A 23308-nucleotide genomic window follows, 5' to 3' on the forward strand; every position below is an offset into this window, starting at 1 on the left:
CTAAGTTTTAAAAGTCAAACTTCAACCCGAAGGTATAGCTAGGCATCAATCGCATTCCACCCATTGGAAATTCTGGGTCTTCCCCAGCCTTGTTGGAATAGATGCTGAATAGATTGTTCCCCTGCGCATACAACAGCACATTGTTGATCCCAATCCTTTTGGTTAAGGTTTCTGGAAAATGATACCCTAAATAGATTTCTTGAAGTCGCACATGTGATGCTGATTGGATCAGATAGTCCATTGAACTGGTCACGTAACTCCAGATATAATATTCCGAATCATCTTTATTCAACGGCAAAGGGACCATCTTGCTAGGATCTGCAGTATTCACCTCCGATAATTTTGAATTCGGCAAAACCCTAGAAACCCAGTTTGGTGGGTAATTGAATCCTAGCGTTTGAAATACATGACCAAATTTACCTGTGAAAATAAAGGAGAAATCAAAGTTCTTATACTTAAAGGAGTTCAAAAAGCCAAGAGTATATGGTGCTACCATGGTACCCATATTCCTCAAATAGGTTAATGGATTGCCTTCAGGAAAAGAAGATAATGGGAATGGTTCACCATCTGGGCCAATTCGGGTCGGTTGATTATCTACAATACCTGAATATTGCCATCTCCATGCAGTATTTGCATCATAGCCTTTTACATAAGCAGCGGAACCGCCCAAAGGCATTTGGAAAGCATTATAATTTACCACAAATAAATCCGTGATTTCATTTTTGTTATAAGCGAAATTTACGTTTCCGGTCCACTGTACTTGGTCGCCAAAATTCTGCGAAGTCCCAAGATCTATTTCAATACCCTTATTGACCATTGCCGCATTGTTCAGTTTCTGGATAAACGTACCGTGGATAGAAGGAATTGACAATTCTGCCAAAAGGTCCTTACCAGATTTTTTATAGAGGTCTACCTTACCAAATAGCTTATGTTCAAAAAATGAAAAGTCTACTCCGAAATCCCAATTACTGGTCTGCTCCCATCGTAGCGTTGGATTACCGTAACTTGCAAATCCAGCAATCAGTGCATTGATATATAGATCGGGAGACTGACTAGGTGTGATCAAGGGCCTGAATGTGGTGGATGGATCATAGTTGCCTAACTTTCCATAGGTCAAGCGCGTGGTTAACCGGTCTATCCAATCTACATTTTCCATGAACCCTTCCTTAAAGATATGCCACATACCCCCAACGGAAAAGAATGGGGCATATCGATATTTAGGATCATCAGTAATTAAATTGGATGCATCAAAACGGTAACTTCCGGATAGGATATATTTCTGCTTATAAGTGTATGCAGCATTCCCGTAAGCAGAGAATAGACGCTGTGTCGTGTATCCAAAAACATTAAGGTATGGAAAGGTAATTTCCTGTCCCATATAATCTAGGATAGGGTTCGTTGGTCCTCCCGGGCCATTAGGAAAAGTCCCTACCGACATGGTTTCTTCATTATAACCATAGGCAGGTGGATTTTCAACGGATTCCGCTGTTAAGCTTTGGAATTCCATACCCGCCAAAGCATCTAGCTCATGATCGGTTCCAAAATCGCGGTTATACCTTAATTGTCCCCTTACATTGTATAAATCCGTACGTACACGTTTTTGCTTTAATATGCCACCTTTGGGCAGGTTCATCATAAAGAGGTTGGGCTCAACGGATGGATCCCAAGTCGTCGATTCGTTGACAGCCTTTCTGACTTCAAAACTGTTTTCATTGTACAGATTTCGGGTATTGGCTGTTCCATATTCATATTGCCCCCTTAATTCTGCCGATAGGCCTTCTAATAATTTAAAATTCATGGCCCCTTGAAATCTAGCCTGTGTATTTTCGATACTGAGATTTCTGTTGGCAATTTCCAATATCGGGTTATAGGTCCAGTCAGCATATGGAAAAGAAGCAGTAGGAACTTCTCGATCTAGAATAGGTTTATAATACTTATGGACATTCGTATAGGAGCCATCAGGATTGACCAACATATCATAAGGAGACCAGCTATTCAGGTCTTCCAAGGAAACTCCACTGTTATAATCTTTATTGAACAGATAATTTGCACCCAAGGTTAAGTCTAACCATTTGGTAATGCTGGTATTATTTCTAAAGTTGATCAAGTATTTTTTACCCTTGGTTTCTTTAAAGTTTGACTGATTACTTTCATGCATCAGGGACAGATAGTTGGTCATTCTTTCAGAGCCACCGGAAATGGAGAAATTGTATTGGGTAGCCGCTGGATTGGCAAGCAAATGATCAGCGATCTGCTTCTTATTGTCCAAAGTTTTTAATTGAGCCAATTGTGCATCGCGCTCAGCCGTTGTTATAAACCCATAATTAGCTTCATTCATCAATATGGAAGCTGTCCCCCAATCAGAGCCTACATCATAAAAAGAAAATGGATCTGGTAGGGCTCGCCAATTTTCATAAGCTTTCATTTCATAATCTACCGTTTCGGAAGAAGAAGCCAGTGGACGAACATAGCTTAAATCCAGTTTGGGTGAGATTTTAGTGAATACATTTAATTCCACCTTTAGTGGAGCGTTTTTATTGGCACTTTTAGTCGTGACAACAATAACCCCATTTGCAGAACGTGCTCCCCATACTGAGCCTGCCGCGGCATCCTTCAAAACGGTAACCGATTCAACATCATTTGGATTAATGGAAGAGAAATCGCCTTGGATCGGAAACCCATCTACCACAACCAATGGAGACGCGTTAGCCATCAAGCTGGATTGGCCACGGATCTCGAGTTTTGGATTACCCTTATCATCTACAGATCTAGCTTGCATTCCAGGGACTGTCCCGATCAATCGTTGGGATATATTGGTAGAAGGTTTCTCCAATTGTGCCTTGGATACCGTACCATAGGAACCTGTGGATCTTTCTTTAGAAATGGTTTGAAAACCAGTATTGACAACCGTCACCTCGCCGATGCTTTCTGGTTTGGGATTCAATTGCACAGAGTAGAATGATTTCCCATCCAATTGGAGCTGCCTTTTTTCATAGCCCAAATACGAGATTTCCAAAATATCCGTCGCTTGTGCATCATCGATGGTAAAACTGCCCTGCGCATCCGTAGAATAGTTTTTCTTTGTACGAAGATTAATGATGGTGGCCCCAATCAGCTTTTCTCCTTTTTCATTTAATACCTGACCAGTAATGGTCTCTTGCTCTTGGCTTTCATTGACCTGCGGAGCTATTGAAGGATTGACTTGGCTTACTGGCTTTAATGAAATAGAAATTGATTTTCCACTTCTCTTGAATTGCAGTGGTTTGTTCTCAAGTAACTCAGGCATTACCTCTGAAAATTCCTTGTTCGAAACTTTTAGGTTAATTTTCCAATCCGGATTTATGACGCCATCCTCAAACACAAAGATATAGCCTGTCTGTTTGGTAAGCTCTAAAAATGCTTTCTTGAAGGTGGCATTTTTGAGGTCCAAATTGACTTTCTGTGCATTAGATTTTGCCATGACCCCTAGCATGGAAAATAAAAATAGAAAAATGGTCAGTTTCATTTTTAATAAAAAAACATGTTTTTTATTGCTCATCGGTACATCATAATGAACAATACATTCCATAATCAAGACGGACTTAAATTGTAAAATCCAGTCTAATGATTAAGTTTGTACTGTCTGTTTAAAAAATAGTTAGCTATACTTTTATTTTTTCAGGCATTACTGCCAGAGGTGTCTTCAGCACCTCGGCAGCTTTTTGTAATGTCAAACAATAGATTGAATCCTATTTATATGCAGTTACTTTCCTGTCTTTTACTTTAAATTTAATCTTGGTATTTAATTCAATTGCTTCTAAAACCTCATTTAATTTCACATCCCTTCTGATGGTAGCCGAGAGTTTTTGATCTTTATAAGGTCCCATATCTACTTCAACATCATACCAGCGTTCGATTTTCTTTCCAAAATCTTCCAGACTTAGGTTATTGATCATATAGATACCATCCTTCCAGGAAGCATACTCATCTGTATCAACTACCCTAGTTTGCAATTCTCCATTATTGGAAAGAATAGCTTGTTGACCTGGTTTAATCTTAACAACTGCTTTGTTCTGAGCAGAGCTCACTTCGACGCTACCTTCGACCAAAGTGGTGAGCACCTGCCCTTTATCACCATAAGCATTGATATTAAAGGAGGTTCCCAAAACTTTTACGACTTGCTTATTAGATTGAACGATAAATGGTTGCTTTGGGTTTCTCGTAATTTCAAAATATACTTCACCCGTAATTTTTACCTGTCTGCTTTCTCCGATAAATTGGGTTGGATAATTAATGGATGAAGCAGCATTTAACCAGGCTTTAGAGCCATCGGGCAAAGTCACTTGATATTGACCTGATCGCGGGGTGCTAATGGTTGCCAACTGTACTTCCGGAGTTTTCATAATGGTTGTCCCATCAGCATAGGTCATTTGATCTGCTGAGACCATAAGTCCTTCCTGTGCTTCACTTAAAGCAATGGCATTTCCATTGGAAAGGGTTAAAGTTGCGCGATTGGTTCCTGGGAGGATATCTGCTGAGGCAACCTGTTCCTGTGATGATACTTTCGCTTCATTGTACATATAGTACCAAACCGTTGAAATGCTCAACAGTAATAGTACAGCAGCAGCATACTTCAAAAATGGTGAAATTCGGTGCTTAGGAAATTCTATTACACGATGTTCTTCATTGATTTTTAGGTTCAATTGCTTCCAGGTTTCTTCCACAATTGGAACAGATTTGATCTTCAGGTTTTCTTGATCCTTCTCATTCTCGGAAAACTGGAAATATTCCCGAAAACAAGCATCCATTTCCTCCTCATATTCTTCAGAGTCAATCATGGATGTCAACAGGTCTAGATCATCCTTTTCCAAAGTATCGTTAATATACTTATGGAACAAAACACGATATTGTTCTTTCTTTTCCATATCGGATTTTAAAATTGGCTTTATTAATAGTTAGTGGACTATACTTAGAATACACCGAATACCAAAAAAGTAACAGTATAGTTTTATAAAAAAACTGAAATAATTTATATAGACCTGATTATCAAATAGATAATTTTAGGTTTTTAGCGAAAATAATTGCCTGAGACAAAGGGAACCAAGAATAAAAGGAGCTGAGGAAGCCTACTTTGCAGGAATAAACGGATCTGCTTATTAGCAATCTGCAAATGTTGGTTGATTGCGGAATGGCTGATCTGAAGTTGTTCACTTATTTCTTTATAGCTTTTACCTTCCAGCTTATGGAGTACATATACTTCTCTTTGTCAAGGCGTCAAAGCAGATAGCGCTTCTTCAAATATTTTATTCGTTTCTTCAAACTGTAAGTTCTCCTCCACGTGCGAGTAGAATTCTCCGGTATTCAATTGAGAAATGCGATTCTGCTCTCGAATTGAACTCCTAAATGCGTTCCGCGATTGATTGGTCGCCATGGTATAGAGCAAGGCGCCAAAAGATTTTTCTTCCTTTAATTCTGTTCTGATCTGCCAAATTTTCAGAAAGATATCCTGTAATAGATCTTGGGCAAGATCTTCTGATTTCACGAGTTGCAGAAGTTTTATCGTAAGTTTTTCAGCGTACCTATGGTATAGTTTTTCAAAAGCAATACGATTCCCAGCTTGCAATTGCAAAAGCAATTCTCTTTCGTCTATATTGTCTTGATCGACCATGTATTAATTTCCTTAGGGTGATGAACATCCCTAAATTACAAAAACCTTCGGTTATTGACGGATATTCATGTTTAAACGTACGCTCTATTTTAAGTAAATCAATTTGATCTGTAGATTCTGTTGGCCGTTATTTGCCACAAATTGATTAAATGCGATGATGCTACCGTCCCTAGAGAAGTTAGGGATTCCTTGAATAGGAAGGTCCTCTTCATTGAAATCGGTAAGTTTATCCAATTTGGCCTGCTTCAAATGGAAGAGGTAAACATTATTATTAGCAATAAAAGTAATCCGGTCTCCTTTTGGATCAAGATTGATAGCTGATGCAACCGAAAAATCAAAATCGCTAAGATAGGTCAGTTTCCCTGAAGGAATTTCACATTGAATGATCTGATTCTTATCCTGATTATCTTTAGCCAATGCATAAATGGTTCTTCCATCTGAACTTGCTCTTAGCCAATGCCTGAAATTTGACAAGCCTTTCTCCGATCTCGTGATCCTAACAGCTTCTATATCTTGAGGTACTATTGGATAATCCGAAATGTTATCATTATTAACAGAGCCCTTGAGCAAAAGATCAGTATTTATTTCAACGGTATAGATTTCGGTTATCTGCTTACCTTCCTTATTTAACGTATTACCTTGAAATGCCAAGACATCATCTTTTAACCAACATTCATCAAATGCTTTTACGATCTGATCCGAGCCTGGGATGGCCTTTGGTACCACTCGCGCTACAAGGCTGGAAAAATAGATCCCTTGGATATTCCCAGGAATTGGTTCAACTTTTTCTACAGAGCTCTTTTGAAACATTACTCCAACGGTCCTTAAATCAGGATCAATAAATTCGTCATTATAGGTGAAACTGAGCATTTCTCCGTTGGGACTCCAGCAATGCGAATGCGTTCCACCCCTTAGGCTTCCTTTTGAAAACGGCTTTTGGATATCCCTTGAGTCTGCTGGATATGCGCGGTTGTCATGGTCAAGATCGACCATCATACCAAAACGACGGGTCATTGCATAAGGTATTTCCGCATTGGCCTCAGGTAATCCATGAATAAAGATCACACGGTTTTCATGCGGATGAAAAGAGGCTGCTCCTACCCCTGGACCATACTGATTTGGGTTCATGGTCTGGTATATGATTCTCTCCTCCTTGGAATTAACATTGACCATTCCAATTTCGGTACATTCCCCAATTTTTGTATCGTCGTTCCTTGCGTCGAAAACGATCCATTCATTATTGAAGTTGAAAACGGAATTGTGGTGAAGGGTATGTCCTCGATCGGATTGGGTAAGCGTTTCAATTTTATACATGGAAATAGAATTCTGATTACGACCGGTAAAAAAACAGCTGCAATAACAAGAAGCAAATTATGGATTTTAGCTGGAAAGAAGGCAAAGATTGCTGTTTTGGATTGACCTTGCGATTCCTACCCTATGTTCAGCCCCTTAAATATTGATAATATTTTATCCAAAAGGCCTAATTTTTGGTTAATAACTTTAATATTTTTTTCAACTTTTTAAGATTTCCGTTAGAATTTTCTTTTAAAACCTTGCTAAAAGCAAAGGGCGCATCCCTGCTCTGCTGTTAATAATTTAACATTAATTGTGAAAACAAACTAGAAATTAGATGGTTAAACATTTAATTGTTCTTTTTAAATTTATTAACATAAATCAATGGATGGTTATCATTCAGGAAATACCTTTGAAATATGTTTTAGGTTTTAAACATTATTTTAATATCCGCGAAACTAATTAACTAAATATTTTTTTCACTATTTAATTACAAAGACCATGACATCCAAAAATCCAACCCCAGCAAAATCACTTCTGACACCAGACAACCATGCTTTAGTGTTGATCGACCATGAAGGACAAATGGCTTTTGCAACTTCATCCATCCCCATGATGCAGTTGCGCGCCCATGTAGCCTTGCTAGCCGGAGGATCTAAAATCTTCAATGTCCCTACCATCGTAACTACTGTAGCCGAAGAAACATTCTCGGGTCCCGTTTTCCCTGAAATCGAAGATGTATATCCGCAAGCAACCCATCCTTATATCGACCGTACCACCATGAACACTTGGGAAGACCAAAATGCCCACGACGCCATCGTAGCTACAGGAAAGAAAAGATTGGTATTGGCTGGTCTGTGGACCAGCGTATGTATCGCTATGCCCGCACTTTCTGCAATTGAGGAAGGTTACGAAGTATATGTGGTTACTGATGCCTGTGGTGACATTACACCTGAAGCCCATAACATGTCATTAGTTCGCATGCAACAAGCTGGTGTAATTCCGATCACAGCTGTTCAATATGTATTGGAACTACAGAGAGATTGGGCACGTCAAGAAACTTACGAACCTGTAAACAACTTAATCAAGCAAAGAGCAGGATCATACGGTTTAGGTGTGCACTATGCGAAACACATGCTTAATAAAAACAATTAATCCTCTAACCCTATTATTTTAAGGTAGAAGATGAACAAAACCAAAAACTGGCGAATGACTATTAGCAGATATATTTTTATTTCAATCATATCATTAATTCCAGTTTTTGGTTTTTCCCAACAGCAAGATTCCATAGAACGATCAAACAAAATCAATTTCAAACAGGGAGGAGATATCCGCGTGCAATATTTTCATTTCAACAATCAAAATTGGAAAAAGGGAAATGATTCCGATTATTTATTGACCCGATTTTTATGGAATGCCTCCATAAATGTAGGTGCATCCCATCAATTCAAGGTTGAGTTCCAAAGTGGATTGGCGAATGGAATTCCTAAACCGGTATCCCCCGTCGATGAAAATGTTTTGGATCTACATCAAGCGTACTATAATTATTCCCATAAAATCAATGACTCGAAAAAGATTTCAGCGACAGTAGGAAGACAGGAGCTGCAATATGGTTCGCAAAGGATTATTTCCGTTCGGGAGGGACCTAACAACAGGCAGTCGTTTGATGCCATCAAGGTTAAATATGAGCAAAATGACCTGTCGGTTGATGCTTTTCTTTCTACATACGTTCAAGCCAAGACCGGTTTCTTTAACGATAGATTCTTAAATCAGAACAATGTGCTTTGGGGGATATATGCGGTTAAGCATCATGTTCCTGTGATCCAGAATTTTGACCTATACTATTTAGGTATCCATAGAAAACAGGAAGTGATCAACCTAAATAGTTATGAAACCAAGAAGCACTCTTTAGGGCTTCGGATATGGGAAGGCACCTCAAACTTCACTTATGACCTGGAGGCGCTCCTTCAATGGGGGAAGGCTAATTCAGGGGAACAGATCAATTCCTCTACAGCCTCAGCCCATATCACGTATAAGTTTGCGGAACTAGATTGGAAACCAATTTTAGGCTTGAAAGCGCAATACATCAGCGGTGACAAGGATTCAACAGATCAAACACTGAATACTTTCGACCCCATCTATCCAAAAGGAGCCTATTTTGGTTTAAGTCCGATCATCGGTCCTAAAAACTTAACCAACATCCATCTATATAGCAAAATCAATCCGATCAAGGACCTTACAGTTTCCTTAGAATACATTTATTTCTGGAGGAACTCGAGTGAAGATGCCGTATATGATGTAGGTGGAAATCCTTTGATAAAAAGTCTAAATCAGGAATCGAGAAACATAGGTAGCCAATTTCAGGTCAGCCCTCAGTACCATCTCAAAGAAAAGCTTGTTCTCATGGGTGACTTTGCCTATTTCAAAACCGATCAATTCTTACAGGAATCCGATGCTGTAGACCTGTTCTCAGCTGCATTGGGAATTCAATATTCATTTTAGAAGTATAATTTTTAAAAATAAATAATCATGAAAGCAGACATAATATTATATAATGGAAAGATTAATACTTTAGATAAAGAAAACCAGTTAGCCAATGCAGTGGCTATAAAGGACGATAAATTTATTGCAGTTGGTACCGACAAGGAAGTGATGGAGTTTTCGGACAACAAGACAAAACTTGTGGACCTGCAGCAAAGGACGGTTATTCCGGGAATCAACGATTCGCATACCCACTTAATTCGCGGTGGACTGAACTACAACCTGGAACTGCGTTGGGATGGGGTACCATCTTTGGCTGATGCCTTGAGAATGCTTAAGGAACAGGTGGATATCACACCGAGTCCACAATGGGTCAGAGTTGTAGGCGGTTGGACAGAGCAACAGTTTGCGGAGAAAAGGATGCCTTCCTTGGAAGAGATCAATGCCATCGCTCCTGATACCCCTGTTTTTATCCTTCATTTATATGACCGGGCATTTTTGAATGCCGCTGCCCTACGTGCAGTCGGTTATGATAAAAACACGCCTAACCCTCCGGGAGGAGAAATCCAAAAGGATGCCAGTGGCAATCCAACAGGTTTGATCCTAGCGACCCCAAATGCGACTATCTTGTACGCGACATTGGGTAAAGGTCCAAAATTAGGCTTTGAGGAGTCCTTAAATTCTACAAGACATTTTATGCGTGAATTGAATCGCTTTGGGATTACCAGTGTAATCGATGCTGGCGGTGGCTCACAAAATTATCCGGATGATTATAAAGTCATCGAAACCTTAAGGGATGAAGATGAACTGACCGTAAGGATAGCATACAACCTATTCACACAGAAACCTAAAGAGGAGTACCAAGATTTTCAAGGCTGGATAGACAGTGTAAAGCTTTTCCAAGGGGATGATAAATATAGGCATAATGGTGCTGGCGAAATGTTGGTATATTCTGCTGCCGACTTCGAAGACTTTTTGCAACCAAGGCCTGACCTTCCAGAATCCATGGAAGAAGAGCTGGAAAAAGTAGTGAAGCTTCTGGTTACCAACAGATGGCCATTCAGGTTACATGCGACCTATAACGAGAGTATCAATAGATTCTTAAATGTCTTTGAAAAAGTAAATAAGGAAGTTCCTTTTGATGGATTGCACTGGATTTTTGACCATGCAGAGACCATCACCGAACAAAACATTGAACGTGTCAAAGCTTTAGGTGGAGGTATTGCGATTCAGCACAGAATGGCCTATCAAGGGGAATATTTTACCGAACGATATGGCAAAGATGCAGCGGAACATACCCCGCCGGTGAAAAAGATGTTGGAGATGGGTATTCCTGTAGCCGGAGGTACTGATGCCACTCGTGTTGCAAGTTATAATCCATGGATTGGCCTATACTGGTTAGCTGCCGGGAAAACAGTAGGTGGACAGAAAATCTATTCCGATCAAACCATTTTGGACCGTCAAACCGCTCTTGAACTATATACCAAAGGTGGGTCTTGGTTCTCAAACGAACAAGGTAAAAAGGGAGAGATCAAAGTTGGCCAATTAGGAGACTTGGTTGTTTTGGACCGTGATTATTTCAATGTTCAGGAAGAAGAAATCAAAGATATCGAAGCCGACCTGACCGTTGTTGGGGGTAAGATCGTCTATGCAAAGGGTGATTTCCACAACGAAGCCCCTCCTGCCCTTCCAATTTTACCGGATTGGTCGCCGACTAAAAACTACAATGGCTATTTCCCAGGATCTAACAATCTTGAACTTTCAAGCCTCAATAAGAATAGCAGCGATGTGAAATCGGCGAAAGCAAAGGCTATGGCCCAAGCCCAAGCACAGTACATACATGCATGTATTGGCTCATGCAACGTGCATGGTCATAACCATAATGTGGCTAGGATGAGCAATGTCCCAGTAAATAATTACACGTCTTTCTGGGGTACATTAGGCTGTTCTTGTTTTTCATTTTAACAAATATCCATGCAAGAGCTAATAACCAAACTATTATTCTCTGATTTAGGATCAGAATTTAACAATTGGGTATTCCTTGGGTTCAGGGTGTTATTGATGATCGAACTGATGCGAGTACATGGTCTTAAGAAAACGGACAGCCATCACGACACCCCAAATCCTTTGGGTTTACCTCAAAAACTGAATAATTTAATTTCAGTATTCGCCACCCTATATCTTCCACTATTAGGAGTCATAGGGCTTGGTACCCGCTTAGTTATGCTGCCAGCATTAATGATCACGGCTATTGGATACTTTGTCATCCATAGGAAAGATAGCGTGGTAGAAAGGGATGTGCCCTTTATGTACAGTCTTTCTCTCTTGTTGTTGGTACTATTTGGAGCAGGAACCAAATCAGTGGACTACTGGATCATAAACAACTATCTACATTAAAAAACATGGAAAACAACATTTCAAAAATCATCGCTAATTTTCTTTTGGTATTTGTTGCCGGCTATGCCGATACCGCAACATTCACTTCTGGAAATGAAGTTTTTTCTGCCCATGTGACGGGAAACTTTGTCGTCTTTGCCAATAAGTTGATCCACAATCCACAACTTTCTGATTACAGGATTTTACTGACCTTTCCTGTATTTATTGTTGCTGTTTATTTTACGGGATACCTTAACAGCAAAATCAATAATGAACGGACTCTTTATTTAGTAATGGGTACCATATTAGCTTTTTCGGGGCTTTTAGCTCATTTCATCGGTAAAGATTATCCCATTGAATCGTTAGTGAATTTCGGAATAGTGCTGGTTGTGGTGTTTGCTTTAGGTATTAAAAACGCCATCAATAAACTATATGGTAAATCTACTTTTGGACCAACGACAGTGATGACTGGAAATGTGACTAAGGCAACATTGGATTTTTGTCATGCTTTTATGGGCAAGGAAAAAGATGTTGATGCCAGAAAAAGTTTCTGGAGGATGCTCATATTAATTGTCGGTTTCTTGATTGGCTGTATCTCAGGAGCCTTGCTTTCGGCAAAATATGGCTTAGTGGTCCTGCTGATTCCGGCAACATTGGTCCTAATCTATTACAGCCTGTTTTTTTCAAAAGCAAAAATTGCAAGCAGTTAGTTCTTTAAACATATCTATCATGAGAAAATTCAATCACTACATCACACTTGCCTCCACTATTATTCTTGCTGTTTTTTGCAGTTCGCAACTATCGGCACAAGGGAAGGCAGATATTATTATCCATAACGCCAAAGTCCATAGCATGGACAAAGCTAATCCAACTTCTGAAGCGATCGCAATCAAAGGCAATAAGATTATGGCCCTAGGCAGCAATGCTGAAATCAATAAGCTGAAAGGAAAATCCAGCAAGACAATAGATGCCAAAGGGAAAACAGTAATACCTGGCCTTTTTGACTCCCATTCTCATGTGATCCGAGCTGGCAGATTCTACAACAGCGAATTGCGCTGGGATGGAGTGAGCAGTCTGGAAAAAGCACTTCGGATGTTTAAAGGAACAAGCCGAACGGACTCCAAAAGGTCAATGGGTACGAGTTGTTGGTGGTTGGTCTCCGAATCAGTTTAAGGAAGAACGCTTTCCTACCCTTGAGGAAATCAATGAAGCGACCGGCGATGTACCGACTTTTGTCCTTTATCTTTATGGAAAAGTATATTTAAACAAGGCAGGTGTTGCAGCTCTGAAACTTAACTCCGAAAGTGAAAATCCTCCTGGAGGCTTAATAGAGAAAGATAAACATGGAAATCCAACTGGGATGTTATTTGCAGAACCCAATGCTTTTATCTTATACTCTACCCTTTCCAAACTGCCTGAACTGAGTGATGCGGAAAAGATAAATTCAACCTTGCTCTACATGACAGAATTGAATCGCCTAGGAATCACTTCTGTTATGGATGCTGGAGGTGGTTTCCAAAACTATCCGGATGATTATAGCATCACCGATAAATTGAATGATGAAGGAAAAATCAGCATTCGACTTCCACATTATCTTTTCGCCCAGAAAAAAGGTGAAGAGCTGAATGACTATACCAAATGGGTAGGTATGGTTGATGTGGGCATCCACCCAAAAGCAACAGCGGTTCCCAAAGATTATTATGTAGCTGGCGCCGGTGAGAATATCGTCTCTGATGCGGGAGATTTTGAGAACTTCCTTTTCCCCAGACCGGAGTTACCAGAATCCATGGAAACTCAATTGTTGCCTGTAATCCGATTGTTGGTGAACAATAAATGGCCGTTTAGATTGCATGCCACTTATGATGAAACCATTGGAAGGATGTTGGATGTAATCGAAGCCGTAAATGAGGAAATTCCTTTGGGTGACCTTGTTTGGTTTTTTGACCATGCAGAAACGGTAAGTGATGCCAACCTAAAAAGGATCAAGGCATTAAACGGAGGGATTGCCATTCAAAACAGGATGTCTTTCCAAGGTGAGAATTTTATCAGAAGGTACGGCAAGAAGGCTGCTAACCAAGCGCCACCTATCCATAAAATCCTAGAAATGGGAATCCCAGTCGGATTAGGCACCGATGCCACCAGGGTCTCTTCTTTCAATCCATGGTTGGCAATCCATTGGTTGGTCTCTGGAAAGACGGTCGGAAATACCGAAATCCTACAAAAGAAAAATAGATTGGACCGGACACTGGCACTTGAGCTGATGACAAAAGGTGGCTATGACCTCATCAAACAAAGCAATGAAAAAGGCTTGTTAAAGCCAGGTTATTTTGCTGATTTGATCATTTTGGACCAGGATTATTTTACCATTCCTGAAGATGATATCAAGAAACTAAAAGCTAACTTAACCATCGTAGATGGAAAAATAGTATATGCAGATGATCAGTTCAAAGCTTTCAGCAAAGAAAAACTGGAGGTGATTCCTGCTTGGAGCCCAGTTAAATATTATGGTGGCTACCAAGAAAATTAATTGTCTCTGAAAAAATGAGCTGTCGAGATGGACAGCTCATTTTTTATTTCATACCCTTTACTATTCTTCTTCGGTATTCTTTAATTTCAACAGAAGTGTATAGGCATTCTTGCTGACAACCTTCTTTTGAGAAAAATCCTGCGCATTCAACACCTGGACAAATCCCTTAATATTCATTTCATAGAAAGCAACTATCTAACAAGCCCTATTCCCGAAAATTAACTACCAATTATCAATAGCGAAATTATTCACAAGTGTTTTCCTAAAAATTTATTTTTGGATTAAGAAAGATTTGGTGATTTTATCATCAATTTTCAACAATGGTTAATGGGGGGTCATACTGATTTATTCCCTTTAGAACGAGAAATGGCATCTTTTACAAAGTCTACAATATTTATGGACTTTTAAATAAAATTGCTAAATCTTTAATTATTTGCCAATTAATTTCGTTTTCTGTAAAAATATTGATAACCAGCAATGTATTGGTAACAAAGTAGTGACAACAATAATTCTAAATTGTAAAGCTGTTCCAATTAAATTAGTTTTACCGCCTGAGACCTTAACAAACCGAATTTAGCCGTAGCCTTCATCTAGAAAAATATTCTAGTAATTATTACTTTTTTAACCTAAAAACTAACCCTAATTAATCAATCTTATGAAGAAACATAAGCTGCTCTATGTGCTTTTCTTTTGGCTTAGTCTTGTTCAGATGACTTATGCCCAGACAACCATCTCAGGAAAGGTGGTTGATGAACTTTCAGGTTCAGCACTCTCTAATGTCAGTGTAAGGATTAAAGATACCCGAATTGGTGGTGTCTCTGACAACAATGGAAATTTCTCCATCAATGCCCCAAAACTTCCTGCTACCATCCTCTTTACCATGGTAGGCTTTGAAGATCAAGAAGTCCAGGTCTCTGCTGCAAGCAACAACCTTGTCATCAAGATGCAGGAAAACATGAACAATACCTTAAATGAGGTCGTTGTTACCGGTTTGGCTTCCTCTATCAAAAGAAAAAACTTAGCAAATGCTGTTAGCTCGGTGAATGCCGCTGAACTGACTGGTGTGACCAAACCTCAAACGACCGATGCAGCACTGTACGGTAAAGTTACGGGTGCAAACATCCGTTCTAACTCTGGAGCGCCAGGTGGTGGTATGTCCATACAGTTAAGAGGGCTTTCGAGCCTTGTTGGTGCCTCTCAACCTTTGATTATCTTGGATGGGGTCTATGTGAACAACTCTACCCAATCAACCGGTAGAGCGACTGTAAATGGCGCTGGTAACTCAACACAAGATGATGGCTCAAACCGACTTGCCGACATTAACCCTGATGAAATCGAAAATATCGAAATCCTTAAAGGTCCTTCAGCCGCTGCGATTTACGGAACCCGTGCCAATGCTGGGGTTATCATTATTACGACCAAAAAAGGTAAAGAAGGCCGTACTAAAGTTTCGATCTCCGAAGACTTTGGTCTAACGACTCCACTTAAACTTCTGGGCTATGATGATTGGTCAGAAGAAAAAATTAATTACTTCTATGGGGGTACCACCCAAAGCCAAACAAACCGAAGAAACCTTGAACTGGAAAGATTCCGTGAAGCTAAAGCAAACAATAGCTTTGTGAACTATGAAGATTACTTCTATGATCATCAGCGCTTTTCAAGCAACACGCGTCTAAATGTTTCTGGTGGTACAGAAAAAACAAAATTCTTTGTTGCAGGTGGTATCAATGATGAAAACGGCTTGATTAAAAACACCGGATTCCAGAGGTATACCGTGCGTGCAAACATTGACCAAAAGATCACAAATGCTATCCAATTGTCTGTAAATTCCAGCTATATCCGTTCGAATACCGACCGCGGTTTTACTGGTAACCAAAACAGAACCGGAGCGAGTATTGGCTATGCTATCGCTGCAACGCCAAACTATTACGATCTGAGACAACGTCCTGATGGCACTTACCCTGACAATCCATACTTTACTGAAAATCCTATTGCCCTAACTGATAAATCTACCAACAACTCCTTGGTAAACAGATCCATCAGTTCTTTCAACCTAGGAATAGATCTATTCAAAGGGGAAAGCAGTTATATGAAATTCGTATTGAACGGTGGTCTAGATTATTTACAGAACACGACAAATATCCACCTGCCAGAAGATTTACAATACCAACGTAGTATTGCCAATCCTGGGGATATCATGAACGGCAAGCAAGAGAGTTTCAACACAAACTTACAGGCTGCCCTGGTTTACAACTTCAACCTGAAACGTGTGAACATGAATTCTCAGGTAGGTATGGTGAGATTGGATTTCAAAGATGACTTGCTTTTTGTAAGAGGTCAAGGTTTGGCGCCGCTTCAGAAAAATGTTAAACAAGCTGCTGTTCAGACTATCTTCAACCAGTTCTTTATGAGAACTCAGGAAGCTGGTATCTTCTTACAACAGGAAGCAAACTTTGAAGATAAGATCATAGGTACCCTGGGTGTCCGTTTTGATAAATCCTCTTTAAATGGCAATCCAAATAAATTATTTGCATTCCCTAAGGCATCCTTAGCGATGAACTTAACAAGCTTCGACTTCCTAAGAGACCACTTCATTTCTCAATTGAAACCAAGGGTTGCCTATGGCGAGACTGCTGGTCCAGTAGCCTTCGGTGCAACTTACTCCTCTTTGGTTGGTGTGAACATTGGTGGATTATTAGGTTCATCCCTTTCAACCACTGTAGGAAATGTGAACATCCTTCCTGAAACCGCTAAAGAATTGGAATTCGGTGTGGATGTCGGAATTTTGAAAAATAGACTTTCTTTGGAAGCGACTTATTACATCAAAAATACGGCAAACAATATCCAGCCATTGAACCTTTCACCTTCTTCGGGATTTACTTCAACTTCCAGCAACCTAGCTGAACTGAGCAACAAAGGTATCGAGCTGAGCCTGTCCGGTACTCCATTCGAAAGGGAAAACTTTAAATGGAACAGTAGATTGATGTTCTGGAAAAACGATATTACCATCAGTAAATTAGGAATCCCGACCTACACCACTGGCGGATTCGGCGTTAGTTATGGAACATTCCTGATGAAAGAAGGCGAAAAGTTAGGAACTATCGTTGGTACTCCACAGATCAACCCAGGTGAATACACGGTTTGGGGCAACTCCCAACCGAAATTCAACATGAGTTTCAGCAACAACTTGACCATCTACAAAAACTTTGACTTCTCTTTCTTGTTTGATTGGAAAAAAGGTGGCTACAATGTCAACTTAACTAACCTAAACTTAGATGAAGGTGGTAACTCAAAAGATTGGTTCGGTGATAGAAACGGTGATGGTATCCCGAATGGTAAACAAAGAGAACCAGAACCATTCAACAATGCCGGTCGATTCGTAGAAGATGCTTCATACATCAAATTAAGAGAGGTTGGTTTATACTATAGCATGCCAACTGAGGTTACCCAAAGATTGTTCAAAAACAAAGTTCAACGCTTTAGAGCAGGTATCTCGGGCAACAACCTAGTAATGATAAGCAAATATTCGGGTTATGATCCTGAAACTTCAACATTTGGAAATGGTCTTGCCAACAACATCGATGTTGGTCCTTACCCAAGTGCACGCAGATTTTTCTTAAACCTTAGCCTAGATTTTTAACCTTATTATCATGAAAACGACAACATTAAAAAATACGATATTCATGCTCTCGTCAGTTTGCCTGCTTGCTTCTTGCAACCCATTTGACATTGAGTCCATGATAGATCCTAACAACCCATCGGTTGCTTCGGTCAATAACAATGCTACTCCACAACAGATCCAATATTTAGTAACGGGCTTAGAATCCAGGCACCGCGATTATGTTTCCAACGTAACGAATGGTTGGGCCAGCTTAGGTCGTGAAATCTGGTTATTGAACTCTTCGGATACCCGCAACATGACCGAATGGTTAGGCCTTAACGACTACAGTCTAAACTCCAATGTCTTCGGCTATGGAACAACTGGCGGTGGTTCTTATGCCTCTCCTTACGGAGCCATCAATCAGGCAAACCTGATTTTGGATGCCTTGGCCAATACCGACAAAATGAACGAAACAGAGAAAGCTGCTGTTTCAGGATTTGCAAAAACCATTATGGGCTACCAATATATGATCCCTGCCAACTGGCTTTACCAAAATGGTATTCGCGTGGATGTTAAGGATGAATTGAACCCTGGCCCTTTTGTTTCCTATGATGAAGCCTTAACCTATATTAAAGGACAACTGGATGCAGGTTTCGAAGACCTAAAGAAGGCAGGCACTACCCTTCCTTTTAAACTAAGCACAGGATTCTCGGGTTACAACAACCCTGCAGGCTTGGCCAAGGTCAACCGGGCCATTTCCGCACGTCTGGCGATCTATCGCAAAGATTGGCAAGGAGCACTAGATGCACTATCAGGTTCTTTCATCGCTGAAAACGGAAATCTAGAAGAAGGGCCAAAGCACACTTTCAGTAGCGGTGCTGACCTGAACAATCCTTTGTTCATGGCCTTAAACATCCCTAACCCAGGAAACCTTAGGGTTGTAAATCCTGGATTGATCGCCGATGCTACTCCCGGAGACAGCCGTGTTGCCAAGAAGTTCTTTAAATTAACTACTCCTTTCGTAGTTACTACTTCCACTGTGGCATTAACAGGTGAATACCAAGACAATCGCTATCCAACCAATACTTTGCCAGTAACTTTTATCAAAAACGAAGAATTGATCTTGATCAAAGCCGAAGCACAAGCCCAATTAGGACAAACAACCAATGCTGTTGCCAGTATCGATATTATCCGTGAGGCAGCTAACATTGGCAAATACACTGGTCCTACCGACAAAAACAGTCTGCTTAAGGAAATCTTATACCAACGTAGGTATTCCCTTTGGGCGGAACCTGCTGGTCACCGCTGGGTAGACGTAAGACGCTATACTGGACCAGGTCTATTATATGCTAATATGAGTGAAGCAATTGATGCGACTTATGATAAAGGAAAAGTATTTACCCAGTTCCCACTACCACAAGCAGAAGTGAACTGGGACCTTTATAAAAATAAATAACATCAAAAAAGACAAATTATATGAAGTTAAAATATCTATTATTGATGGGAGCTGTATACATGGGCAGCTCCCTTCAAGCCCAACAAAAAATAACGGAAGAGACTAGTTTCTCTATGCCCTCCATTGCTGGGCAAGCATTATCTCCAAATGGCGAAAAATTAGCTTACGTACAAGCGAAAACCAATTTGGAAGCCAATAAAGTACAATCGGAATTAATTATCCTCGACATAAAATCAGGAAAAAAAGAAACTGTAGCGACTCAGGTCAGCGACCCTCAATGGTCTCCTGATGGCAGTAAATTGGCTTTCCGTGGTAATATCAATGGCCAAGCCGGAATATTCTATATTACAAACAGCGACAACAGTCCAAAATTTGTTGCCCCGGTGTATTCCAGCAACCATTTCCTGGGCCACTCTGCAAAGAAGAATTACGCATGGAGCCCTGATGGAAAGTACATCGCTTATGTAGGTGCAGACGCTGAAAAGGCTCAAGTCAAAATCGACCCTGCTGCCCCTAAAGTTATCGAAAGGATCCTTTATAAGTCCAGGACTTCTTTCTCTGATAATGTACTTACAAAAATCCATTTGGTGGATGTAGCAACAGGAACAGTAAAGGTATTGACGGATGACAAGTTTGATAGCCATTCTTTGACCTGGGCACCAGATTCTAAAAGAATTGCTTACGTTTCAAACCACACCGATGATCCAGATAATAATTACAACAATGACCTGTTCATAGTCGACATCTCTAATTCCAATGTGAAACAGATTACCAATACCATTGGTACTGAACATAACCCAAATTGGAGCCCAGATGGAAAATACATTCTCTATCCAGCTACGATCCGCCCGTTAAACACCAAAGATAGTTCCCCAGAAGACCTAAAGCTTTACCTATATCAGGTTGCTAATGGCGAGGTAACTTGCCTGACCACTGATTTGGACGAACGACTAAGCGGTGGCGAATGGATGGATGATAGCAAGCATTTTTACTTTGGATTCCCAAGACATGGAAAACGTGTCTTGTACAAAGGAAATATTGACGGTAAAACATTCACGCCGGTAATCGATAAGGAAGCTAGCGTTGGAGCTGTCAATGTTTCCAACAAGAGAATTTCCTTTACCATGTCAGATTTCAATTCAGCAAATGAAGTATATATTTCTGATAATGAAGGCAAGACAATTACACAATTGACTAACGAATCCAGCAATTGGCTAAAAGACAAGGACCTTTCCAAAAAAGAAAGCTTCTGGTTCAAATCCCATGATGGCGTCAATGTCCAAGGATTTATCGCCTATCCAGCTAACATTCCTGCAGGAACAAAGATCCCAGTTATCCAACGTATTCATGGTGGTCCACATGGCGCCTTCGGTTATAGCTATACCGATATCGTAGAGGTGTTGACTGGAAAAGGATATGCTGTAGTCTTTATCAATCCAAGAGGTTCAACGGGTTATGGACAGAAATTTTCCGATGGTACTTACCAAGCTTGGGGCGGCGGGGATTATTTAGACCTGATGAAAGGATTAGATTATGCCCTTGAAAAATACCCTTTCTTGGATAAAAACAGAATGGGAGTTACAGGAGGTTCTTACGGTGGCTTTATGACCAATTGGGTGGTTACTCAAACAGATCGATTCAAAGCTGCAGTAACCAGTGCTTCTGTCAGCAACCTAATTTCTTTCTACGGTACATCGATCTATCCGGATCTGATAGAAACTGAATTCAATGGCATGCCTTGGGACAATTACAGCCTTTTATGGCACTTCTCCCCAATGGCCCATATCAATAAGGTGAAAACTCCTACCCTAATTGTCCATGGAGAAAACGATATGGATGTTCCAATTACCCAAGCTGAAGAATTCTTTATCGGATTGAAAAAAGTAGGTATCCCTACTCGTTTCGTTCGTTATCCGAATGAAGGCCATGGAATGGCGCAGCCAAAAAATAGGCTCCACAACAATAAGGAATTATTAGCTTGGTTTGACAAATACCTAAAATAATGGCTAGATCAATATTAGCGAAATGGACAGTAAGTCTATTTCTCCTGCTCGGCGTCTTTTGCTCGCAATCTATTGCGCAAGCAATCAACCAAGATTCCATATACTTCCGTGAACACTATGACAAGAAGGAGTATATGGTCAGTATGCGCGACGGCGTCAAATTATTTACTGTTGTTTACAGTCCAAAGGACAAAAAAGAAAAATACCCTTTCCTGATGATGCGTACGCCATATAGCTGCGCTCCTTATGGAGAAGATAATTACCCTGGCAGCCGCTTTGGACCTTCCATGGAATTGGTTCGCGAAGGGTATATCTTCGTTCGTCAAGATGTCCGTGGAAGATTTATGTCAGAAGGTACATTTACTTGGATGGCTCCAAATCAATCAGATCCTAAAAAATGGGATGAAAGCATGGACACTTACGACAGCATCGATTGGCTTGTCAAAAACATCAAGAACAACAATGGCAAAGTAGGTACTTATGGTGGCTCCTACCCTGGGTTTTATGTTGTTGCCGGCATGATCGATGCCCATCCTGCATTAAAGGCGGCTATGCCATCAGCACCTATGGCCGACCTGTGGCAAGGTGACGACATGGTGCATAATGGCGCTTTTCTAATGCCTCATAACATCAACTTCATAAACAATTTCGGTGTAAAGAGACCCGTTCCTCTGAAAAAGTACCCAGCAGGAAACATGCAGTATGATACGCCCGATGGATATGACTTCTGGCTACGCCAGGGACCGCTTTCCAATCTTAACAAAAACTTTTTCAAAGGTGAAAACATCCATTGGGAAGAATACCGAAACCATCCAACTTACGATGAGTTTTGGAAATCCAGAAACGTACGTCCGCATTTAAAGAATATCACGCCGGCAGTTATGACAGTGGGTGGATGGTTTGATGCGCAAGATATCCGGGGACCATTTTATGTGTATCAAGGTATCAAGAGTCATAGCCAAAACACATCCAACCGCCTGATTTTAGGCCCTTGGTACCACGGCAGCTGGTCATCGCAAAAAGGCGACCGCTCGGCCAACATCTATTGGGACAGCAATACCGGTGAGTACTACCGTCAGGAACTGGAATTGAAATTCTATAATTTTCACCTGAAAGGAAAAGGATCGATGGACCTTCCTCAGGTAATGGCTTTCAATACCGGTGCCAACAAATGGCATAATTTCGATCAATGGCCACCAAAGGATTTACAGACAAAAAACCTGTATTTTAATCCGAACGGAGAGTTAGCTGAACATGCTAAAAGCGATGGGGATAACTTTGATGAATTTACCCACGACCCGAAAAAGCCTGTGCCTTTTACCCAAGAAATTACAACTAGATTCGGCAATGATTGGATGGTAGAGGACCAAAGATTTGCAAGCAGAAGACCAGATGTACTGGTTTATGTATCGGAGCCTTTGAAAGAAGACTTGACCATTGCAGGAAGTATAGGCGTACATTTAGTAGCTTCTACCTCGGGAACAGATGCAGATTTTATTGTCAAGGTCATCGACGTTTATCCAAACGATGCCGCTGACCCTGCTGACAATCCGCAGAAAATCAAGATGGGTGGATACCAAATGTTGTTGCGGGGTGATCCAATCCGTGCTAAGTTTAGAAACAGTTTAGAGAAACCTGAACCTATGGTTCCTAACCAACCAACCAAACTGAACTTTGACCTGACGGATGCCTTTCACACCTTCAAAAAAGGCCATCGTATCATGGTACAGGTTCAAGGATCATGGTTCCCTATGCTAGATATCAACCCTGGTAAGTTCATGGATCTATACAATGACTCCAAAGAATCTGATTACCAGAAAAATACACAAAGAATTTACAGGTCTAATACAGAGAAATCATTTATTAGCCTTCAGGTTTATCAACCGTAATAAAGATTCTATTTGATTGAACTAAACATTAGAGC

The 23308-nt window shown here is 40.5% G+C and carries 14 protein-coding genes and 2 pseudogenes; 11 read left to right on the top strand and 5 right to left on the bottom strand.

What is annotated here, in order from left to right:
• Positions 1-7 precede the first annotated feature (7 nt).
• The 5 genes and pseudogenes from RT138_RS07350 to RT138_RS07365 all read right to left on the bottom strand — a co-directional run bounded on the left by RT138_RS07350 (position 8) and on the right by RT138_RS07365 (position 6961).
• The gene (locus tag RT138_RS07350) at positions 8-3460 is read right to left on the bottom strand and encodes a SusC/RagA family TonB-linked outer membrane protein (RefSeq protein ID WP_313190143.1); all 3453 of its coding nucleotides are present in this window, start codon (positions 3458-3460) and stop codon (positions 8-10) included.
• Between the two features lie 268 nt (positions 3461-3728).
• On the bottom strand, positions 3729-4904 hold the full coding sequence (locus RT138_RS07355) for a FecR domain-containing protein (protein ID WP_313190144.1): 1176 nt from the start codon (positions 4902-4904) through the stop codon (positions 3729-3731).
• Between the two features lie 143 nt (positions 4905-5047).
• Positions 5048-5233: pseudogene (locus tag RT138_RS18885) on the bottom strand (RNA polymerase sigma factor); the annotation flags it as partial.
• Between the two features lie 12 nt (positions 5234-5245).
• Positions 5246-5647, bottom strand: a complete 402-nt coding sequence (locus tag RT138_RS07360; RefSeq protein WP_313190145.1) for an RNA polymerase sigma factor — start codon at positions 5645-5647, stop codon at positions 5246-5248.
• An 84-nt stretch (positions 5648-5731) separates the two neighbouring features.
• The gene (locus RT138_RS07365) at positions 5732-6961 is read right to left on the bottom strand and encodes a DUF3748 domain-containing protein (RefSeq protein WP_313190146.1); all 1230 of its coding nucleotides are present in this window, start codon (positions 6959-6961) and stop codon (positions 5732-5734) included.
• A gap of 480 nt (positions 6962-7441) precedes the next feature.
• Between RT138_RS07365 and RT138_RS07370 the strand changes: the two genes are divergently transcribed.
• The 11 genes and pseudogenes from RT138_RS07370 (at position 7442) to RT138_RS07420 (ending at position 23273) form a co-directional block, all read left to right on the top strand.
• On the top strand, positions 7442-8095 hold the full coding sequence (locus tag RT138_RS07370) for a hydrolase (protein ID WP_313190147.1): 654 nt from the start codon (positions 7442-7444) through the stop codon (positions 8093-8095).
• Positions 8096-8149: 54 nt separating this feature from the next.
• The gene (locus RT138_RS07375) at positions 8150-9442 is read left to right on the top strand and encodes an alginate export family protein (RefSeq protein WP_313190148.1); all 1293 of its coding nucleotides are present in this window, start codon (positions 8150-8152) and stop codon (positions 9440-9442) included.
• A 27-nt stretch (positions 9443-9469) separates the two neighbouring features.
• Positions 9470-11386 (top strand): amidohydrolase, encoded by a 1917-nt coding sequence (locus tag RT138_RS07380; RefSeq protein WP_313190149.1) that lies wholly within the window; start codon positions 9470-9472, stop codon positions 11384-11386.
• A 9-nt stretch (positions 11387-11395) separates the two neighbouring features.
• Positions 11396-11818 carry a DoxX family protein gene (locus tag RT138_RS07385; RefSeq protein ID WP_313190150.1) on the top strand — a complete coding sequence of 141 codons (423 nt, stop codon included), beginning with the start codon at positions 11396-11398 and terminating at the stop codon, positions 11816-11818.
• A 5-nt stretch (positions 11819-11823) separates the two neighbouring features.
• Positions 11824-12507, top strand: a complete 684-nt coding sequence (locus tag RT138_RS07390; protein WP_313190151.1) for a YoaK family protein — start codon at positions 11824-11826, stop codon at positions 12505-12507.
• A 196-nt stretch (positions 12508-12703) separates the two neighbouring features.
• Positions 12704-12970, top strand: coding sequence for an amidohydrolase family protein (locus RT138_RS07395; protein ID WP_313190170.1), 267 nt, complete (start codon positions 12704-12706; stop codon positions 12968-12970).
• Positions 12945-14324 (top strand): annotated as a pseudogene (locus tag RT138_RS07400) (amidohydrolase); the annotation flags it as partial. The gene RT138_RS07395 and the pseudogene RT138_RS07400, both read left to right, overlap by 26 nt.
• 655 nt (positions 14325-14979) lie before the next feature.
• Entirely contained in the window at positions 14980-17964 is a 2985-nt protein-coding gene (locus RT138_RS07405) for a SusC/RagA family TonB-linked outer membrane protein (RefSeq protein WP_313190152.1), read from the top strand.
• A 10-nt stretch (positions 17965-17974) separates the two neighbouring features.
• Complete coding sequence (locus RT138_RS07410; protein WP_313190153.1) at positions 17975-19381, top strand: RagB/SusD family nutrient uptake outer membrane protein; 1407 nt, start codon at positions 17975-17977, stop codon at positions 19379-19381.
• A gap of 20 nt (positions 19382-19401) precedes the next feature.
• Entirely contained in the window at positions 19402-21384 is a 1983-nt protein-coding gene (locus RT138_RS07415; RefSeq protein ID WP_313190154.1) for a S9 family peptidase, read from the top strand.
• On the top strand, positions 21384-23273 hold the full coding sequence (locus RT138_RS07420; RefSeq protein WP_313190155.1) for a CocE/NonD family hydrolase: 1890 nt from the start codon (positions 21384-21386) through the stop codon (positions 23271-23273). Before RT138_RS07415 ends, RT138_RS07420 begins: the two co-directional genes overlap by 1 nt.
• Positions 23274-23308 lie beyond the last annotated feature (35 nt).

The sequence above is a fragment of the Sphingobacterium sp. genome (assembly GCF_032065005.1).
GTDB lineage: Bacteria > Bacteroidota > Bacteroidia > Sphingobacteriales > Sphingobacteriaceae > Sphingobacterium.

Excerpts from the sequence above, each read along its gene's own strand:
- RT138_RS07350 (WP_313190143.1), bottom strand. The coding sequence starts at position 3,460 with ATGGCAAAATCTAATGCACAGAAAGTCAATTTGGACCTCAAAAATGCC.
- RT138_RS07355 (WP_313190144.1), bottom strand. The coding sequence starts at position 4,904 with ATGGAAAAGAAAGAACAATATCGTGTTTTGTTCCATAAGTATATTAAC.
- RT138_RS07360 (WP_313190145.1), bottom strand. The coding sequence starts at position 5,647 with ATGGTCGATCAAGACAATATAGACGAAAGAGAATTGCTTTTGCAATTG.
- RT138_RS07365 (WP_313190146.1), bottom strand. The coding sequence starts at position 6,961 with ATGTATAAAATTGAAACGCTTACCCAATCCGATCGAGGACATACCCTT.
- RT138_RS07370 (WP_313190147.1), top strand. The coding sequence starts at position 7,442 with ATGACATCCAAAAATCCAACCCCAGCAAAATCACTTCTGACACCAGAC.
- RT138_RS07375 (WP_313190148.1), top strand. The coding sequence starts at position 8,150 with ATGACTATTAGCAGATATATTTTTATTTCAATCATATCATTAATTCCA.
- RT138_RS07380 (WP_313190149.1), top strand. The coding sequence starts at position 9,470 with ATGAAAGCAGACATAATATTATATAATGGAAAGATTAATACTTTAGAT.
- RT138_RS07385 (WP_313190150.1), top strand. The coding sequence starts at position 11,396 with ATGCAAGAGCTAATAACCAAACTATTATTCTCTGATTTAGGATCAGAA.
- RT138_RS07390 (WP_313190151.1), top strand. The coding sequence starts at position 11,824 with ATGGAAAACAACATTTCAAAAATCATCGCTAATTTTCTTTTGGTATTT.
- RT138_RS07395 (WP_313190170.1), top strand. The coding sequence starts at position 12,704 with ATGGCCCTAGGCAGCAATGCTGAAATCAATAAGCTGAAAGGAAAATCC.
- RT138_RS07405 (WP_313190152.1), top strand. The coding sequence starts at position 14,980 with ATGAAGAAACATAAGCTGCTCTATGTGCTTTTCTTTTGGCTTAGTCTT.
- RT138_RS07410 (WP_313190153.1), top strand. The coding sequence starts at position 17,975 with ATGAAAACGACAACATTAAAAAATACGATATTCATGCTCTCGTCAGTT.
- RT138_RS07415 (WP_313190154.1), top strand. The coding sequence starts at position 19,402 with ATGAAGTTAAAATATCTATTATTGATGGGAGCTGTATACATGGGCAGC.
- RT138_RS07420 (WP_313190155.1), top strand. The coding sequence starts at position 21,384 with ATGGCTAGATCAATATTAGCGAAATGGACAGTAAGTCTATTTCTCCTG.